Source organism: Aminobacter sp. NyZ550 (genome assembly GCF_025628925.2).
GTDB classification, from domain to species: domain Bacteria; phylum Pseudomonadota; class Alphaproteobacteria; order Rhizobiales; family Rhizobiaceae; genus Aminobacter; species Aminobacter ciceronei.
In genome coordinates this window covers 2,625,285-2,643,041 of the sequence record NZ_CP114190.1, presented here as the reverse complement: position 1 = coordinate 2,643,041, position 17,757 = coordinate 2,625,285, and the positions used below count along the sequence as shown (strand labels likewise).

Sequence of the window (17,757 nt, the reverse complement as noted above, 5' to 3'; positions counted from 1 at the left end):
CTCAATCCTCGTAGGAATGGCCGGCGCGCAGCCCGTCGCGGACGCGCGCGGCGATCGCCAGGAATTCCGGGCTCTCGCGGATGTCGAGCGGCCTTTCCTTGGGCAGCGTCGACTCGATCACGTCGGTGACCCGGCCCGGGCGTGGCGACATGACGACGATGCGGGTCGAGAGGTAGACAGCCTCGGGAATCGAGTGGGTGACGAAGCAGATCGTCTTGTTGGTCTGCCGCCACAACCGGAGCAGCTGTTCGTTGAGATGGTCACGCACGATCTCGTCGAGTGCGCCGAACGGCTCGTCCATCAGCAATAGATCGGCGTCGAAGGCCAGCGCGCGTGCGATCGAGGCGCGCTGCTGCATGCCGCCGGAAAGCTGCCAGGGATACTTCTTCTCGAAACCGGAGAGATTGACCAGGTCGAGCGTGCGCTTGATGCGCTCCTGCTGCTCCGCCTTGGGCAGGCCGATAATCTCGAGCGGCAGGCCGACATTGCTCTCGATCGTCCGCCACGGGAACAGTGCCGCCGCCTGGAACACGTAGCCATAGGCGCGCGCCTCGCGCGCCTGCTCGGGCGACATGCCGTTGATCGAAATCTTCCCTTCCGTCGGCTGCTCGAGATCGGCGATGACACGCAGGAACGTCGTCTTGCCACAGCCCGAAGGCCCGATGAAGGAGACGAACTCACCTTTGTTGATGGTCAGATTGACGTCCGACAGCGCCCGCACCGGGCCGTCATTGGTCTGGAAGGTCAGCCCCAGTTGTCTGGCTTCGACGACGGCGTTCTGATCGACACGCGTCGCCGTGGCTTGATTGACTGTCATGAGCATTGCCCGACTTTACCCCACATCATGCCATCCTCTCCGAAGTTGAGGTAGGCGTCCACTTGATCGCGACTCTTTCTAGACGCAGGAAACGGCCGGCCTTTTGCCGTGGAACCTTGGTTGGTCAAACGCGGCCTCCTTGCCGACCATGCCCCTCGTCCGGATAACGATAGACATAAAGTGCCCGATAGGCGGCCCCGCCAACCGTTCCACCCACGATACCGCCCAAGGCGAGCGGCCAGCTGCTAAGAATAAGAACAGCCCCACGGGTGACGACATCGGGCAAGACGAGCAGCAATCCAATCGTCAAGCCAACGGCAGCCCCCCACCCCATAGCTCCTGCAAAACCCGGCAGTGGGCGATTGTGCCATGCTATCGCCATCACAGCGACAATCGGACCGACGACCGCGCTCATAGGAATGGTCCAGAAGATTGCGATCACCATGCTCGCCAAAACCGAACCAGCCACATGCAATGGCAGTTCCGAAATGGTTTCAGCATTGGGGAGCATCACCATGGTCCCACCAGCCCAAATGCCGGCGAACACGCTCCCGACAAGCGCGCCGAGTGAGAAGTATCTGTCGAAACCGCGTCTGGGCGTGACGGTTTTCGGTGCCATCGGAATGCCCTCGCCGCCATCGAAACCACGACGAACAAGCGATCACACGCCCGTTGCCGGAATGCCCGTCCGCTCCACCTTGCGCGGCGCAGTGATCTCCTTCCACTGCGACAGCGCCCGGTTGACGGCTGCATGCGGCTCGCGCGCGACGAATTCGCCATGGCCGGGATGCGCCTTGACCTCGTGCTCCTGGATCGCCAGTTCGCCGCGGGTGAAGACGAAGCGCGGCAGGCCGGTCAGCTCGATGCCCTCGAAGACGTTGTAGTCGATCACCGACTGCTGGGTCTTGGCGGCGATGGTCTTCTTGCGCTTGGGATCCCAGACGATGATGTCGGCATCCGCGCCTTCGACGATGGCGCCCTTCTTCGGGTACATGTTGAGGATCTTGGCGATGTTGGTCGAGGTCACTGCCACGAACTCGTTCATCGTCAGCCGGCCGGTGTTGACGCCCTTGGTCCACAGAACCGGCATGCGGTCCTCGAGACCACCGGTGCCATTGGGAATCTTGGTGAAATTGCCGACGCCGGTGCGCTTCTGCGCCGTCGTGAACGAGCAATGGTCGGTAGCCACCACCTGGAGAGAACCCGCCTGGAGGCCGGCCCACAGCGAATCCTGGTGCAGCTTGTTGCGGAAGGGCGGGCTCATCACCCGGCGTGCGGCGTGATCCCAGTCCTTGTTGAAATATTCGGTCTCGTCGAGCACCAGATGCTGGATCAGCGGCTCGCCATAGACGCGCATGCCCTTCTGGCGGGCCCGGCGGATCGCCTCATGCGCCTGCTCGCAGGAGGTGTGCACGACATAGAGCGGCGAGCCCACCATATCGGCGATCATGATGGCGCGGTTGGTCGCCTCGCCCTCGACCTCGGGCGGCCGCGAATAGGCATGCGCCTCGGGGCCGTTATTGCCTTCGGCCAGCAACTTGGCCGACAGCTGGGCGACGACGTCGCCGTTTTCGGCATGGACCAGCGGCAGCGCGCCGAGCTCGGCGCAACGCTTGAACGACGAATACATCTCGTCGTCGTCGACCATCAGCGCGCCCTTGTAGGCCATGAAGTGCTTGAACGAGGTAATGCCCTTGTCGACCACCTGAGCCATCTCGTTGAACACCTGCTCGCCCCACCAGGTGATCGCCATGTGGAACGAGTAGTCGGAGCAGGCCTTGGAGGTCTTGTTGTCCCACATCTGCAGCGCTTCGAGCAGCGACTGGCCAGGCGACGGCAAGCAGAAATCGACAACCATGGTCGTGCCGCCGGACAGCGCCGCGCGTGTGCCGCTCTCGAAGTCGTCGGCCGAATAAGTACCCATGAACGGCATTTCGAGATGGGTGTGTGGGTCGATGCCCCCGGGCATGACGTAGCAGCCAGTGGCGTCGAACTCGTGGTCGGCATGCAGGTTCTCGCCGATGGCGACGATCTTGCCATGCTGGATCAACACGTCGGCCTTCCACGTCCGGTCGGCCGTGACGATGGTGCCGTTTCGGATGACTTTGGTCATTGTTCAGTTCCCCTATTGTTGCCGCGCTTCTTTGCGAGCGCTTCAGCAAAGTTTCACATCATGTAACGGCAGACACTCCACGCAGGCCAAGCGCAAGCCGCCCTTCCCCGTGATGGGAAAGGGCTGCGAGCGTGGAGATGTCGGCCCAAAGAATCACTCAACGATCTCCGCGGTCTCGACCACGGCGTGGAACAGCACGTCGCAACCAGCGGCGGCCCATTCCGGATAGATCTCTTCGTCTTCGTTGTGGCTCAGCCCGTCGACACATGGGCAGAACACCATCGCCGTCGGCGCGACGCGGTTTATCCAGCAGGCGTCGTGGCCGGCACCCGAAACGATGTCGCGGTGGCTGTAGCCGAGCCGCTCGGCGGCGTCGCGCACGGCCTTGACGCAGCTCTCATCGAAGGCGACCGGGTCGAAATGGCCGACCTGCTCGATCTCGTAGGAGATATCAAGCGCCTCGCAGATCGTGGCGATGCCCTCGCGGATGCGCCCGTCCATGGCGTCGAGCACTTCCTTCTCCGGCGAGCGGATGTCGATGGTGAAGACGGTTCGCCCGGCGATGATGTTACGCGAGTTCGGATAGACCTCCATGTGGCCGACGGCGCCGACGGCGTCGGGCTGGTAGTCCATGGCGATCTCGTGCACCAGCTCGGTCACCCGCGCCATACCGAGCCCGGCATTGCGGCGCTTGTACATCGGCGTCGAGCCGGTATGGGCCTCACGCCCCGTCAGCGTCACCTGCAGCCACTTCAGGCCCTGGCCGTGGGTGACGACGCCGATGTCGATGTCCTCGTCCTCGAGGATCGGCCCCTGCTCGATATGCAGCTCGAAGAAGGCCTTCATCTTGCGGGCGCCGACCTTCTCGGTGCCCTTCCAGCCGATGCGCTCGAGCTCGTCGCCGAAGCGCGCGCCATGGGCGTCGGTGCGTGCGTAGGCATAATCCTGGTCGAGCACGCCGGCGAATACGCCAGATGCCAGCATGGCGGGGGCAAAACGCGTGCCTTCCTCGTTGGTCCAGTTGGCGACGACGATCGGATGCCTGGTCTTGATGCCGAGGTCGTTGAGCGTGCGCATCACTTCGAGGCCGCCAAGCACGCCGAGCACGCCATCGAACTTGCCGCCCGTCGGCTGGGTGTCGAGATGGCTGCCGACATACACCGGCAGCGCATCGGGATCGGTGCCTTCGCGACGGGCAAACATCGTGCCCATCTCGTCGACGCCCATTTCAAGCCCGGCCGCGTCGCACCATTTCTTGAACAGGTGGCGGCCCTCGCCGTCCTCGTCGGTCAGGGTCTGGCGATTGTTGCCGCCGGCAATGCCGGGGCCAATCTTCGCCATTTCCATCAGCGAATCCCACAAACGCTCTGAATTGATTCGTAGATTTTCGCCTGGTGCGGACATGGTTCGGACCCTTATGCTTTCAACTCGACTTCAACGAACGACATTGGCTTGTCGCCGGCATTGACCACATTGTGCTCGACGCCCTCGTCGCGCCTATAGGCGACGCCGGCAGCCATGTCGACGCGTCGCGTGCCGCCGCCGGGCTCTTCCAGCAGGAAAGCGCAAGGCGTGATCGTCGTTACGACATAGTCCATGCCATGGCGGTGCCAACGCGTTTCCGCGCCGGGATCGAAATCCCAGCGCGTGACGCGGACCCTGTCGTCGTCGACGAGCACTTCGCTCGTCGCCTGCTGCCGCGCCTGGTAGGTCAATCCACCATCCTCAGCACTTCCCGGACGTGGTCGATCAGCTCGTTGATCTGGCCCTTGGTGATGATCAGCGGCGGCGACAGGGCGATGATGTCGCCGGTCGTGCGGATCAGCGCGCCACGCTCGAACGCCTTGACGAAGGCCGAGAAGGCACGTTTGGTCGGCGCGCCAGCCATCGGCTGCAGCTCGATCGCGCCGATCAGGCCGATGTTGCGGATGTCGATGACATGCGGCTCGCCCTTGAGCGAATGCAGCGCCTCCTCCCAGTAGGATGCAAGCTCCGCGCCGCGGGTCAAAAGGCCCTCTTCCTTGTAAGTGTCGAGCGTGGCCAGTGCCGCGGCCGAGGCAATCGGATTGCCCGAATAGGTGTAGCCGTGGAAGAACTCGATCATATGCTCGGGGCCGATCATGAAGGCGTCGTGGATCTCCTTCTTCACGAACACAGCACCCATCGGGATGACGCCGTTGGAGACGCCCTTGGCGGTGGTGATGATGTCGGGGATGACGCCGAAATAGTCGGCCGCGAACGGCGTGCCGAGACGGCCGAACCCGGTGATGACCTCGTCGAAGATCAACAGGATGCCGTGTTTGGTGCAGATGTCGCGCAGCTTCTGCAGATAACCCTTCGGCGGGATCAGCACGCCGGTGGAGCCGGCGACCGGCTCGACGATGACGGCGGCGATTGTCGAGGCGTCATGCAGCGTGACGATGCGCTCGAGTTCGTCGGCCAATTCTGCGCCATATTCCGGCTCGCCCTTGGTAAAGGCGTTCTTGGCCGGCAGGTGGGTGTGCGGCATGTGGTCGACGCCGCCAAGCAGCGTGCCGAACATCTTGCGGTTGGTGACGATGCCGCCGACCGAGATGCCGCCGAAATTGACGCCATGATAGCCGCGTTCGCGGCCGATCAGGCGGGTGCGCGCGCCGTCGCCCTTCACCCGGTGATAGGCCAGCGCCATCTTGAGCGCGGTTTCGACCGATTCCGAACCGGAATTGGTGAAGAAGACGTGGTCCATGCCCTTGGGCGCGATGTCGACGAGGCGGTTGGCCAGCTCGAAGACGATCGGGTGACCCATCTGGAAGGCCGGCGCATAGTCGAGCTCTGCCGCCTGCTTCTGGATCGCCTCGGTGATCTTGGGCCGGCAGTGGCCGGCATTGACGCACCAGAGACCGGCGGTGCCGTCGAGAACCTTGCGGCCGTCGCTCGAGGTGTAATGCATGTCCTTGGCCGCAACCATCATGCGCGGCGACTGCTTGAACTGCCGGTTCGAGGTGAACGGCATCCAGAATGCGCTGAGATCGTTGGGCGTAACTTTGAGCCTGTCCGACATGACCAAGCTTTCCTTTCTTCCCCTGTTTAGGTACGGCCAACGCTTGGTCTTCGGTGCGTTTTCATGCTACGCAATTTTTTGACCGAATGGACAAACGTTAGCACCGCCGCATTGGCGGTCAAGGGATTACTACCGGAAATGCGGCTTCTGAGGCGCGCTCCACAGGTCGGCAAGAACTGGTCCAGCGGATTGGTCCAGATGCGATCTCCGTCCACCCTCCAATGCGGGATGTCATGACCATGGAAGGCTCGACACCGCGCGGCCGCACCCGCATCCAGAAAGAGAAGCGTGAGGTCATCCTCGAAGCCGCCCTGGAGGTGTTTTCGACCAACGGCTTCCGTGGCTCGACCATCGACCAGATCGCTGAGGCGGCGGGCATGTCGAAGCCCAATTTGCTCTATTACTTCAGGCGCAAGGAAGACATCCACGAGACACTGATGCACCGGCTGCTCGACACTTGGCTCGCGCCGCTGAAGGAGCTCGACAACATCGGCGACCCGATGACCGAGTTGCGCAGCTACATCAGGCGCAAGCTCGAAATGGCGCGCGACTATCCGCGCGAGAGCCGGCTCTTCGCCAATGAAATCCTGCAAGGCGCGCCGCGCATCATGCCGATGCTGGAGGGCGAGCTGAAGGAACTCGTCGACGAGAAGGCCGAGGTCATCAAAGGCTGGATGCGGGCCGGCAAGATCGCCAGGACAGACCCCTGGCACCTGATCTTCTCGATCTGGGCAACGACCCAGCATTATGCCGATTTCGACGTCCAGGTCCGCGCCGTGCTCGGCCCGGACCGTGGCGGCGACGGCCGTTTCGAGGATGCCGCCCGATTTCTCGAACAGCTGTTCCTCGAAGGGCTCAAGCCGAAGGCTGGCTGACCGCGCTATCACGCCACTTCCGTGTCATTTCCAGCGATCCTGCTCGAACACAAGGCCGTGGGTCTTCTCTCGGAGGCGCGATTGCGCGTCCTTGGGACGGTTTGGCACTCCAGCCACGGCGGCCGGAGCGCCGTCACCCACTACTCCTTCGGCGCCATGAACTCCTGGGGCGACAATCTGCCGTCGGCGTCGCGGTCGAAGGCGGCAACGAGATCAGCGCGATCGCCGTCACCACCGACCTCTCCCGGCGACAGGAAGCCGTCCTTGTCAGCGTCGACGGCAGCGAAGGCCCGGTCGACCAGCGCCCGGTGATGCGCCTCGAACTCCTCGAAGTTCAGCTTGCCGTCGCCGTTGAGATCCATTGTCCTGAACTGGCCGGCGCGATCCTTGGCGCCGCCGCTGTCGGGCACGCGCACTGACAATACCACCGGCTTGTCCCCCGTCTCGGGTGCCGCACACATGACGAACATCAGTCCCGGCTGGGCCTTGTCAGCCTTGGGCGGTGCCGGCGGTTCGGCCGTATTGGCCGCTGGCCCGATCCGGAAGGTTCTTGACAATGTTCCGCCAAACTCGTCGGCGCTGAGCGCGCCATTGCCATCGGCGTCGGCTTCCTTGAAAGCGGCCTGGAGGTCCGGCAGTGCGGTGGCTGGCGAGACGGCGAGCCCGACGCCGCCTACGGCGACGAGGGTGGCAAAAAGGGCCATGGATGGCCGGGCGTAGAGGCGAAGTCTGGTCATGTTTCTGTCCCAAGCTGAGGGGGTTGAACATGCCGCTTCGGACAGATAGGCGTCGATGAAACCGCGCACGACCTCGCTGGCCGGCCTCCCCTCTGCCCGACTGCGGGCCATCAGGGCCTGCTTGGTTTCGTGCGGAATCCGGATTTCCAGCGTTTCGCTTTTCTTGGGCGTTCTGGTCATGGCGTGTCTCGTCTTCGCCGTCGGCTTGGCGGCCCGCCAATGAGGACAGGCTGCAGCGTTCATTGAAACATGAGACGCGTCCCGATGCAGGCGTTTTCGTGTCCGGACAAGGTGATTTCACCTTGTTTGAAGAGCGCAACGCCGCTGACCACAGGCCTTTCTCAAATCAGGAAAGCACTTTTTCTGGCATGACTTGGCAGCACAGATTGAATCTGTTCCTTCGCTGCAAAGCAGCTTAACCGCCTGTTGCGATCACCATCAGAAAACTGCCGGCCAGCGCCACGTTGCTGACCACGCCATTGATTCGCGAGGCGCGATCCGGGCCCTGATGATCCCAGAAATTGTTGAACATCAGCGTCCCGGCAATCAGGAACACGATCAGGGCCGCGGCCGCATAGGCGGCGTGAAAGCCGACGACCAGCATCAGGCCGGCGACGATTTGCAGAATGATCCCGGCCCATAGGACGAGATGGGCCTGCGGTACGCCGCGCGCAGTCATCATGCCAGACAAAAGCTTGGTGTTGGTAATGTTGCGCAGTCCGGCAAAGACGAAGGCGCCGCCGAGCAAAAGACGGCCGACTGCAGTAAGCACGGAAATATCAGTTTCGAACATGCACAGCTCCTTGCGCGGCCGCCATCGGCGACCGCTGAAAATACGTCTGATTTTTTGGGAAGGCTGGAAAACTCAGGCGGCCTTGGCGTCGGCGACCGGATGGACGGCATGGAACGTCACGCAAAGCCGGTTCCAGGTATTGATCATACCGACCGCCATGGTGAGCTTGACCAGTTCCTCACCGGAGAAGTGCTTTTGCCCCTCGGCATAAAGCTCGGCCGGAACACCGGCATCCGCAATGTTGGTGACCGCTTCTGTCCAGGCAAAGGCCATGCGCTCACGCTCGCTGAAAAGCGGCGATTCCTTCCATGCCGCAACGAGCCAGAGGCGCTGCTCGGTCTCGCCATCCTGCTTGGCCTCGCGGCTGTGCATGTCGACGCAATAGGAGCAGCCGTTGATCTGCGATGCGCGCAATTTGATCAGGTGCAGCAGGCTGTGCTCGAGGCCGCATTCATTGATTGCGGTGTTGAGCGAGACCAAGAGCTTCGTCAGGTCGGGTGCAGCGGTGTAGAAATTCATCCTTGGTTTCACGGTATCTTCCTTTCGTTGATGGTTCTCTTTTGCGGCCGCTGGTTCAGCGCGACGAATGCGCAACTGGCGGCAACGATGCGCTGGTCGGTGTTCTCGGTGAAGTCGGAGACGATGTCGGACAGCTTTGTGCCTGCAAGTGCGGCGCGATAGGCACGCTCGGCCTTGAGCATGGCGACATTTATGCCGCAGGGCTTCACATAGGCCGAGGGGTCGAGGGCATATTTGCCCTTCTGCCTGATCTCGCCGCAGCGGAACGCCGGCTCCCTGCCCTCGACCGCCAGCACGATGTCGAGCAGCGTGATCTGCTCGGCCGGCTTCGCCAGCCTGTAGCCGCCACTCGGACCCGGCAGCGATTCCAGCACCTTCGCCGCCGTCAGCGCCTTCAAGTGCTTGAGCAGGTAGCTCGGTGACAGGCCGAAGGCTTCGGCCATGGCATTGGCGGGCAGCGTGCCGTCGCCATCGACGCCGGCCAGCATCGCCGCACAATGGATCGCCGCCTCCACGCCATCACCGAGCTTCATCGTGGTCTCCTTATCGTGGATATATAATATCGTGGATAAATAATATCCGCAATAGGCGCATGCGAACAATCTGGGAAAAACCGTCCACGGCTCACTTCTTCTGCAGCTGCTCGATGGTGAAGATGCCATCGATCTCCTGTGCCGCGATGTAGGTCACGTCGGGTGTGTAGAAACGCAGGCGCATCTGCCTGACGGCGTCGACGAGGTCGATGGCCCAGCCATCCTTGAGACGCCAGGCGGCAATCTCGTCCATAACAGGAAAGGCTTTGGCGCAGGCCGGGTCGACATCGATCTGCAAGCCGCCGATGGTCATCTCGCGCTCGAGCACGACATCGCAGCTCCTGTCGCCGGCCTCGTTGCGGATCCGCCATCTGCCGAGAAAGCCGTCAACCTCGGCCTTGTCGAGCGCATCGAGGTCGAGCGACTGAAGATCGTCGGCCCACGCCCCACGCGAAAGCAGGCTCGCCGCGACCATCACCCCAGCCCCGATCAGACGCATCGCCTGTTCCCTCGCTCGCCGCGACGATATCGACACAAGCGCAGCAGGGCACTCGGCCGAGTTGGCCGGAACGAGTGTCAGTCGATGTCGGCCTAGCCTTGCGCTGCCGGCGTCACGTGGCTGAGCACGCATTTCCAGCCGGTTCCGTCGCGAACGAAGACATCGCTTGTCCATTCGTCGGCAGCAAAACGCTGTCCGCGAATATGACCGTTGTTGATCACCCGGGCGGTGTAGACCGCAGTCGCACCGTAAAACGCGACCCTGGCATCGCCGACCGTACGCATCATGTCGTGGGTGAGATCGCCCGAGGCGACAAGGCCAAGAAAATCCGCCCTGGCGGTCGCGCCGTCGGGGCCGATGATCACCCAGTCGTCGGCCATGAAGGGGCCGATGGCGGCAGCATCGTTGGCAACGATCGCCTCCGCCCAGGCAAGAGCGAGTTCAACGATCTCGCTCCTGTCGTCCATGGTTTGCCGCCCCTACTCCGCCGCCACCTTGGCCATCGGATTGTTGGGGTGCGTCGTCCAGTTGGCATAGTGCGGCGACACCGGCTTTCCGGTGCGCTTGTCCATGGCGCCCACGGCCAGCGGTTCCATGGTGATGCAGCCGTCGACCGGGCAGACATTGACGCAGAGATTGCAGCCAACGCACTCTTCCTCAATCACCTCGAAATGGCGCGCGCCGTCGAGCATGCTGGTAATTGCCTGGTGCGAGGTGTCCTCGCAGGCGATGTGGCAGCGGCCGCACTTGATGCAGGCGTCCTGGTCGATATGCGCCTTGGCGACGTAATTGAGGTTGAGATACTGCCAGTCGGTGACATTGGGCGTGGCGCGGCCGACGATGTCGTCGAGCGACTTGTGGCCCTTCTCGTCCATCCAGTTTTCGAGGCCGGCGATCATCTCCTGCACGATCTTGAAGCCATAGGTCATGGCGGCGGTGCAGACCTGCACGTTGCCGGCGCCCAGCGCCATGAATTCGGCAGCATCTCGCCAGGTGGTGATGCCGCCGATGCCGGAGATCGGCAGGCCCGCGGTCTCCGGGTCGCGCGCGATCTCGGCCACCATGTTCATGGCGATAGGCTTGACCGCAGGACCGCAATAGCCGCCATGCGAGCCCTTGCCGTCGATGGTCGGCATCGGCGCGAAGTTGTCCAGGTCGACGCCGGTGATCGAATTGATGGTGTTGATCAGCGACACGGCGTCGGTGCCGCCCGCGAGTGCCGCCCGTGCCGGCTTGCGCACATCGGTGATGTTGGGGGTCAGCTTGGTGATGACCGGCATGCGGGTGTTCGCCTTACACCAGCGCACGACCATTTCGATGTATTCGGGCACCTGGCCGACGGCGGCACCCATGCCACGCTCCGACATGCCGTGCGGACAGCCGAAATTAAGCTCGATGCCGTCGGCGCCGGTCTCCTCGACGACAGGCAGGATCGCTTTCCAGGCTTCCTCGACGCAGGGCACCATCAGCGACACGACGATCGCCCGGTCAGGCCACTCCATCTTGGTCTGCTTGATCTCGCGCAGATTGGTCTGCAGGTCGCGATCGGTGATCAACTCGATGTTGTTGAGGCCGAGCAGGCGCCGGTCGGCGCCCCAGATCGCGCCATAGCGCGGACCGTTGACGTTGACGACGGGCGGGCCTTCTTCGCCCAAGGTCTTCCAGACCACGCCGCCCCAGCCCGCCTTGAAGGCGCGGACGACATTGTAGGCCTTGTCGGTCGGCGGGGCGGACGCCAGCCAGAACGGATTGGGCGACTTGATGCCGACGAAATTGTTGCGGATGTCTGCCATCTTGTCCTCCCTCAGCCGACCAGGGCGCGGTGGATGGATTCAGCCGCGTCGCGCCCTTGCGCCACAGCCGAGACGGTCAGGTCGTCGCCTCCCGCAATACAGTCGCCGCCGGCCCAGACCTTGGCGAGCGACGTGCGGCCTTCGCCGTCGACCTTGATGCGGCCGCCGTCCATGGCAACCGATGGACCACTGCCGTTGAGCGCCGAAGGCTCGAAACTCTGGCCGATCGCCTTGAACACCTGGTCGGCAGCAAGGCGCACGGTCTCGCCAGTGCCGGAGAGCTTGTCGCCCTTCATCGCAGTGTATTCGAGTTCGATGGCGACGACTTTGCCGCCTTCGGAGATGACCTTCTTCGGCTGCAGCCAGTGACGGATGACAACGCCATTGGCTGCCGCCAGATCCTGCTCGAATTCCGAGGCATTCATATGCTCCTGGCCGCGGCGGTAGCAGATCGTCACCTCTTCGGCTCCGAGCAGCTTGGACTGCACGGCAGCGTCAACCGCTGTCATGCCGCCGCCGATGACGACGACGCGGCGCCCGACCGGCAGGCCCGCGAGATCGCTCGACTGGCGCAGCGTCGAAATGAAGTCGACGGCGTTGGAGACACCCGAGGCGTCCTCGCCTTCGGCGCGCAGCGCGTTGACGCCGGCAAGGCCGAGGCCGAGGAATACCGCATCATAAGAAGCGGTGAGATCGGCGAGATGGTAGTCGCGGCCGAGCGCCTTGCCGTTCTCGGTCTTGATGCCGCCGATCGCGGTGACGTAGTCGACTTCTGCCTGGGCGAAATCGTCGGTGCTCTTGTAGGCGGCAATGCCGTATTCGTTGAGACCACCCGACTTCGGCCGCGCCTCGAGGATGGTCACGTCGTGGCCGTGGCGCGCCAAGCGGTGTGCGGCGGCAAGGCCCGCCGGGCCGGCGCCGACGATGGCGACCGTCTTGCCGCTCGGCTCGGCGCGGCTGTAAAACTGCTTGCCCTGCGCCATGGCCACATCGGTGGCATAACGCTGCAGGCGGCCGATCTGCACCGGCTTGCCTTCAGCGACCTCGCGGACGCAGACCTCTTCGCACAACGTTTCGGTCGGGCAGACGCGCGCGCACATGCCGCCGAGGATGTTCTGGTCGAAGATCGTCTTGGCCGATCCGATCGGATTGCCGGTCGAAATCTGGCGGATGAACATCGGGATATCGATCGATGTCGGGCAAGCCTGCATGCAGGGCGCATCGTAGCAGAAATAGCACCGGTCGGACTCCACCAGCGCCTCGTGATGGTCGAGCGGCGGGTGCAGGTCGGAGAAATTGTCGGCGTATTGTGCAGGCGCAAGGCGGCCGCCGACGATGCCTTCCTTGAAAAGACCTTCTGCCATTCCAGTTCCCCAATTTGTTCTCGTTTTGAGGAAGCGTAGCACGTTCTAATTTTTTATCAATTGGTCAATTTTTGGCGTAAGTCTCTGATTTTGCGTGAAAATAAGATGATTATTTTGGTCAGGATTTTCTGATTCTGGGGTGATTCCTTCCGTTGCGAGAGGCAGGGCATTGGCAAGGCCTTCTCCCCTTGCGGGAGAAGGCCTGTTCTCGCCTTGCCACGCCCCGTTTCCGGTCTGGCTATTGTTTGAAAGTTCGGGAAGCGGGGCGCGAGGCCGTGCCTTCCGATTGTAAGTATGTGGCGCGACGTTCGCGCCCCGCCCGGTGTTCTTGCCCCGCTCAGTCGCCTCGGCTTTCACCGCCAGCCGCCGCAAAGCCCGGGCTTGGGGGCTCATCACCCAGCAGGAGATCCGACCTCCTGCCAGCCCGGCACCGGCGCTTCCCCCCGCTGCCCGGTGCGCACCGGAGTCCCGTGGAAGATCGCAAGGGGATTTACGGGAGGTGGAGAGGGCGAGGACAAACCGGGGCGGTTATCCACGCGGGTTGGTGACAGATGGTGACAAGTGAGCGCCGAGGGGCGTGCCTACGAAGCAAACCTTTGGCGTTGCGATCCTTCGCACCCCCTCTGGCCTGCCGGCCATCTCCCCCACAAGGAGGGAGATCAGTCGCGTCGCCGGCGGCGCCCATTCTGCGACGTCCCATGGAAAAGCCCGGAAGGACTGATGACCTTGGCGATTGGTCGCGGCGGCGATGACGGCCTGATCTCCCCCCTTGTGGGGGAGATGCCCGGCAGGGCAGAGGGGGGCGTGGGAAGGATCGCGGCCGAGGCGATCTGCGGGAGTTCCGCTTGGCGATGGCGTTCAGAAAAATGGAAGGGCGTGGAGAACTTCTCCACGCTCTCGCCCGTTCAAGCCGCCGGCAAAACTTCCTGGTCCTCGTGAACCAGAACCTGATTGCCCCAATATCGGAGGACAGCAGGAGAGCTGAGGATAAGTTCGAACCAGTCCCCTCCGTCATTGTAAGGATCGCCGGTTCCCCCAGTCATACCTTGCACGCTGAACACGCCATCCTGCACGCTTTTGACGAAGACGTGCCACTTCAATCGCTGTCCGTCGAACAGGACAAAAATCTCGTCCTGATTGGCCTCGTCTATCTCGACGGAGTAGAGGCCATTGAATGACTGGAATGCGATGGACCGCCGTCCGAAATTGGCGGTCTCATGGTCCCAGATCGTTGTCCCTTCTTCCATTCGCCCCCCAGAGCTGAGCGCAGGCCCAACATCTGCCGCATGTTGCTCAGCCGAGAAGACAGGCGCTCGCGTGATCCGTCAACAGAGATCGGCAAAAGTTGAGGAGCAGAGGATGCCCCCTCAAGCCTCCGGCGTCACGTCGTGCGCGCCAGGTGTCGCACCCTTGCCCATGCTGATGACCGGCTCCATGGCGTCGAAGGCGCTGGGCGGGAGGTGGCATTTGATCTGGTGGCCGTCGCCGAATTCGCGCACCGGCGGCACCTGGGTTTCGCAGAGATTGCCCGGCACCTGGCTCTTGTAGCGGCAGCGGGTCTGGAACGGGCAGCCCGACGGCGGGTTCATCGCCGAGGGGATGTCGCCTTCGAGCACGATGTGCTTCTTCACGACGGACGTGTCGGCGATCGGAATCGCTGACAGAAGTGCCTCGGTATAGGGGTGGTAGGGCGGTGAAAAAATCTGGTCGGTGGTGCCCTGCTCGACGATATGGCCGAGATACATGACCACGACGCGGTCGGCGATGTAGCGCACCACTGACAGATCGTGGCTGATGAACAGCATCGTCGTCTTCGACTTGCGCTGGATGTCCATCAGAAGTTCGGTCACCGCCGCCTGCACGGAGACGTCGAGCGCCGAGACCGGCTCGTCGGCGACGACGACCCTGGCCTGGCCGGCGAAGGCGCGGGCTACGCCGATGCGCTGCTTCTGCCCGCCCGAGAGCTGGCGCGGCATGCGTTCGGCGAAAGCGCGTGGAAGCTTGACGAGGTCGAGCAGCTCCAGCATGCGCTGCTGGCGGTCGCCGGCGGTCTTGCCGATCTTGAACTTCTCCAGCGTGCGCACGATCTGCGAGCCCACCGAATGACTGGGGTTGAGCGTGTCGAACGGGTTCTGGAACACCATCTGGATCGACGCGACGGTGGCAACGTCGCGGTCCTCGATGCCGGTAGACTGGATCTCCTTGTTGCCGAGCAGCACCTTGCCGGAACTCGCGGTCTCAAGGCCGAGCAGCACCTTGGCGAGCGTCGACTTTCCGCAGCCGCTTTCGCCGACGATGGCGACTGTTTCGGATTCGCGCGCCTCGAAACTGATGGTCTCGTTGGCCTTGACAACCCTGCCCTCGGCTCCGCCGAAGACCTCGTTGCCGCCGACGCGGTAATATTTTCTGAGGTCATCGATCTTGAGCACCGGCGCGCCCGGCTTGACCGGCTCGTGCTTCTTTTCGGCGCCCGGCGGCATCGCAGCCCAGTCAATCTCGTTGAAGCGCACACAGCGGCTGAAATGGCCGTCATGGCCGGCCACAGGGATCATCGGGATCTCGGCGGCGTTGCAGACGCCTTCGACGAAATGGTGGCAGCGCGGGCCGAAATTGCAGCCCTTGGGACGCTGGTGCGGCAAGGGCAGCTGGCCGGGAATGGCAACCAGCGGGCGCGAGTTCTTGTCGGCGCCGGGCAGCGGAATCGAGCGGAACAGCCCTTGCGTATAGGGGTGGCGCATCCGGTCGAAGACGTCCTTGATCGAGCCGGTTTCCACCGCCTCGCCCGAATACATCACCGTGATGCGGTCGCAGGTCTCGAGGATCAGGCCGAGATTGTGCGACACGAAGATCATCGAGGTGCCGAACTGCTTGCCCAACCCCTTGACCAGTTGGACGATGCCGGCCTCAACGGTGACGTCGAGCGCTGTCGTCGGCTCATCGAGCAAAAGCAACGCCGGATTGGACAGCAGCGCCATGGCAATGACGATGCGCTGCTGCTGGCCGCCGGAGAGCTGGTGCGGGAAAGAGCGCATCATGCGCTCGGGGTCGGGCAGCTTGACGGAGCGGACCATTTCGAGTGCGCGTTTGTAGGCCTCCTCCTTCGACACCTTGTCGTGGATCATCGGCACTTCCATCAGCTGCTGGCCGACCTTCATCGCCGGGTTCAGGCTGGCCATCGGCTCCTGGTAGATCATGGCGATCTTGTTGCCACGGATGGAGCGCAGCTCGTCCTCGGACATGTCGCCCATGTCCTTGCCTTGGAACTTGATGCGGCCGCCGACGATCTTTCCAATGTTGGAGAGGTCGCGCATGATGCCGAGCGACACTGTCGACTTGCCGCAGCCGCTTTCACCGACGATGCCCATCGCCTCGCCCGGCATGACGGTACAGGAGAAGTCCATAACGGCGGGGATCTCGCCGCGACGGGTGAAGAACGAGATCGACAGGTTTTCGATCTCGATGATCGGTTCCTGGGCGGTGGCGTTTCTGACGGTCTCGTTCATGACGCTCTCCTTCAGTCCTTCATCGATTGTTCGCGCAGCGCATCGGCAAGAAGGTTGAGGCCGAGCACGAAGGACATCAGCGCGATTGTCGGCGGCAATGCCGGGTGGATGAAGGAGCGCAGCAGGCGGCTGGCGTCCTTGATCGCGGTACCCCAGTCCGGGCTTTCGGGTGCCAAGCCGAGGCCGAAATAGCCGAGCGTGCCGAGCAGGATGGTGGTGTAGCCGATGCGCAGGCAGGCATCGACGATCAGCGGCCCACGCGCATTGGGCAGGATCTCCCACAGCATGATGTACCAGGGCGTCTCGCCGCGGGTCTGTGCGGCGGCGACGTAGTCGCGCGTCTTGATGTCCATGGTCAGGCCGCGGACGATGCGAAACACGCCCGGGCTGGAAGCGAAGACGACGGCGACGAAGATGTTGAGCTGGTTGGGATCGATCGAGATGATGCCGAGCGGGTCTGCGTTGAAGACCAGTCCGACATAGACCCAGCCGCCGAGCAGCAGGGTGAGCCCGAGCAGCAGGTAGATACGTTCGGGCCGGCTCTTGAAGCGGGTGTAGAACAGCACCGAAAAGAAGATGATCGGGAACAGGAAGAACACACCGGCCATGGCATAGGGGATCGGCGTGTCCATAATGCCGGGGGTGACCAGCAGGTAGAACAGAAGGATCACCGGGAAGGCGAGCACGAGGTTGGCGAGGAAGGAAAGGAACGAGTCGATCCGTCCACCATAATAACCGGCCGGCAGGCCGAGCGTGATGCCGACCATCAGCGCGAAGGCGGTGGCGGCAGGTGCGATGATCAGCACGATCTGGCTGCCAAAGACCATGCGCGAGAACACGTCGCGGGCGAGCTTGTCGCCGCCGAACAGATAGACCTGCTTCGACGCGGGTTCGATGGCACCGGGCAGCGCGTCCTTCATGACAGGGACCTGGCTGAGCGGATCGAAGGGCGCAACCTTAGCGGCAAAGATCGCCGTGAACAGCCAGAAGAAGCAGATGCCGACGCCGGCGATACCGACGCCCGAATCGAAGAGCTGACCGTAGAGGCCGAGATGCTTGCGGAAGTTGAAGCTAGCGACCAGCACGATGGCCATCGCCAACCACACCGGCCAGAAGCGGGCGAGCACGCCGAGGACAACCTGGAAGGCGCCGATATATTCGAGCTGCATGC

The 17,757-nt window shown here is 62.9% G+C and carries 18 protein-coding genes; 1 reads left to right on the top strand and 17 read right to left on the bottom strand.

Annotated elements, in window-relative coordinates:
• Position 1: 1 nt before the first annotated feature.
• The 6 genes from N7E70_RS12940 to N7E70_RS12915 all read right to left on the bottom strand — a co-directional run bounded on the left by N7E70_RS12940 (position 2) and on the right by N7E70_RS12915 (position 5,970).
• On the bottom strand, positions 2–823 hold the full coding sequence (locus N7E70_RS12940) for an ABC transporter ATP-binding protein (protein WP_182573203.1): 822 nt from the start codon (positions 821–823) through the stop codon (positions 2–4).
• Between the two features lie 118 nt (positions 824–941).
• Complete coding sequence (locus N7E70_RS12935; protein ID WP_067960280.1) at positions 942–1,436, bottom strand: hypothetical protein; 495 nt, start codon at positions 1,434–1,436, stop codon at positions 942–944.
• 42 nt (positions 1,437–1,478) lie between these two features.
• Entirely contained in the window at positions 1,479–2,930 is a 1,452-nt protein-coding gene (gene hydA / locus N7E70_RS12930) for a dihydropyrimidinase (RefSeq protein ID WP_263006605.1), read from the bottom strand.
• A gap of 153 nt (positions 2,931–3,083) precedes the next feature.
• The gene (locus tag N7E70_RS12925) at positions 3,084–4,334 is read right to left on the bottom strand and encodes a Zn-dependent hydrolase (protein WP_067960275.1); all 1,251 of its coding nucleotides are present in this window, start codon (positions 4,332–4,334) and stop codon (positions 3,084–3,086) included.
• A gap of 11 nt (positions 4,335–4,345) precedes the next feature.
• Complete coding sequence (locus N7E70_RS12920; RefSeq protein WP_067960273.1) at positions 4,346–4,645, bottom strand: cupin domain-containing protein; 300 nt, start codon at positions 4,643–4,645, stop codon at positions 4,346–4,348.
• Positions 4,642–5,970: an aspartate aminotransferase family protein gene (locus tag N7E70_RS12915; protein ID WP_263006604.1), complete on the bottom strand. Its 1,329-nt coding sequence runs from the start codon at positions 5,968–5,970 to the stop codon at positions 4,642–4,644. The genes N7E70_RS12920 and N7E70_RS12915 overlap by 4 nt, the downstream gene beginning before the upstream one ends.
• Before the next feature lie 239 nt (positions 5,971–6,209).
• Here N7E70_RS12915 and N7E70_RS12910 point away from each other — a divergent pair, with 239 nt between their 5' ends.
• Entirely contained in the window at positions 6,210–6,845 is a 636-nt protein-coding gene (locus tag N7E70_RS12910; protein ID WP_154386372.1) for a TetR family transcriptional regulator C-terminal domain-containing protein, read from the top strand.
• A 140-nt stretch (positions 6,846–6,985) separates the two neighbouring features.
• Here the strand turns inward: N7E70_RS12910 and N7E70_RS12905 are convergent, their stop codons facing one another.
• The 11 genes from N7E70_RS12905 to N7E70_RS12855 form a co-directional block, all read right to left on the bottom strand.
• Complete coding sequence (locus N7E70_RS12905) at positions 6,986–7,582, bottom strand: EF-hand domain-containing protein (RefSeq protein WP_263006603.1); 597 nt, start codon at positions 7,580–7,582, stop codon at positions 6,986–6,988.
• A 415-nt stretch (positions 7,583–7,997) separates the two neighbouring features.
• The gene (locus tag N7E70_RS12900) at positions 7,998–8,375 is read right to left on the bottom strand and encodes a DoxX family protein (RefSeq protein ID WP_263006602.1); all 378 of its coding nucleotides are present in this window, start codon (positions 8,373–8,375) and stop codon (positions 7,998–8,000) included.
• A gap of 72 nt (positions 8,376–8,447) precedes the next feature.
• A complete protein-coding gene (locus tag N7E70_RS12895) occupies positions 8,448–8,894 on the bottom strand; it encodes a carboxymuconolactone decarboxylase family protein (RefSeq protein WP_210283696.1) in 447 nt (148 codons plus the stop codon).
• Positions 8,895–8,902: 8 nt separating this feature from the next.
• A complete protein-coding gene (locus tag N7E70_RS12890) occupies positions 8,903–9,427 on the bottom strand; it encodes an RrF2 family transcriptional regulator (RefSeq protein WP_154386326.1) in 525 nt (174 codons plus the stop codon).
• 91 nt (positions 9,428–9,518) lie between these two features.
• Positions 9,519–9,926: an AprI/Inh family metalloprotease inhibitor gene (locus N7E70_RS12885; protein WP_263006601.1), complete on the bottom strand. Its 408-nt coding sequence runs from the start codon at positions 9,924–9,926 to the stop codon at positions 9,519–9,521.
• A 92-nt stretch (positions 9,927–10,018) separates the two neighbouring features.
• Positions 10,019–10,393, bottom strand: a complete 375-nt coding sequence (locus tag N7E70_RS12880) for a nuclear transport factor 2 family protein (protein ID WP_263006600.1) — start codon at positions 10,391–10,393, stop codon at positions 10,019–10,021.
• A 12-nt stretch (positions 10,394–10,405) separates the two neighbouring features.
• Positions 10,406–11,719: an NAD-dependent dihydropyrimidine dehydrogenase subunit PreA gene (gene preA, locus N7E70_RS12875; RefSeq protein WP_067960262.1), complete on the bottom strand. Its 1,314-nt coding sequence runs from the start codon at positions 11,717–11,719 to the stop codon at positions 10,406–10,408.
• Between the two features lie 11 nt (positions 11,720–11,730).
• Positions 11,731–13,083 carry an NAD(P)-dependent oxidoreductase gene (locus tag N7E70_RS12870; protein WP_263006599.1) on the bottom strand — a complete coding sequence of 451 codons (1,353 nt, stop codon included), beginning with the start codon at positions 13,081–13,083 and terminating at the stop codon, positions 11,731–11,733.
• A gap of 905 nt (positions 13,084–13,988) precedes the next feature.
• Positions 13,989–14,330, bottom strand: coding sequence for a hypothetical protein (locus N7E70_RS12865; RefSeq protein WP_263006598.1), 342 nt, complete (start codon positions 14,328–14,330; stop codon positions 13,989–13,991).
• A gap of 120 nt (positions 14,331–14,450) precedes the next feature.
• Positions 14,451–16,586: a dipeptide ABC transporter ATP-binding protein gene (locus N7E70_RS12860; RefSeq protein WP_263006597.1), complete on the bottom strand. Its 2,136-nt coding sequence runs from the start codon at positions 16,584–16,586 to the stop codon at positions 14,451–14,453.
• 11 nt (positions 16,587–16,597) lie between these two features.
• The gene (locus N7E70_RS12855) at positions 16,598–17,755 is read right to left on the bottom strand and encodes an ABC transporter permease (protein ID WP_263006596.1); all 1,158 of its coding nucleotides are present in this window, start codon (positions 17,753–17,755) and stop codon (positions 16,598–16,600) included.
• Positions 17,756–17,757 lie beyond the last annotated feature (2 nt).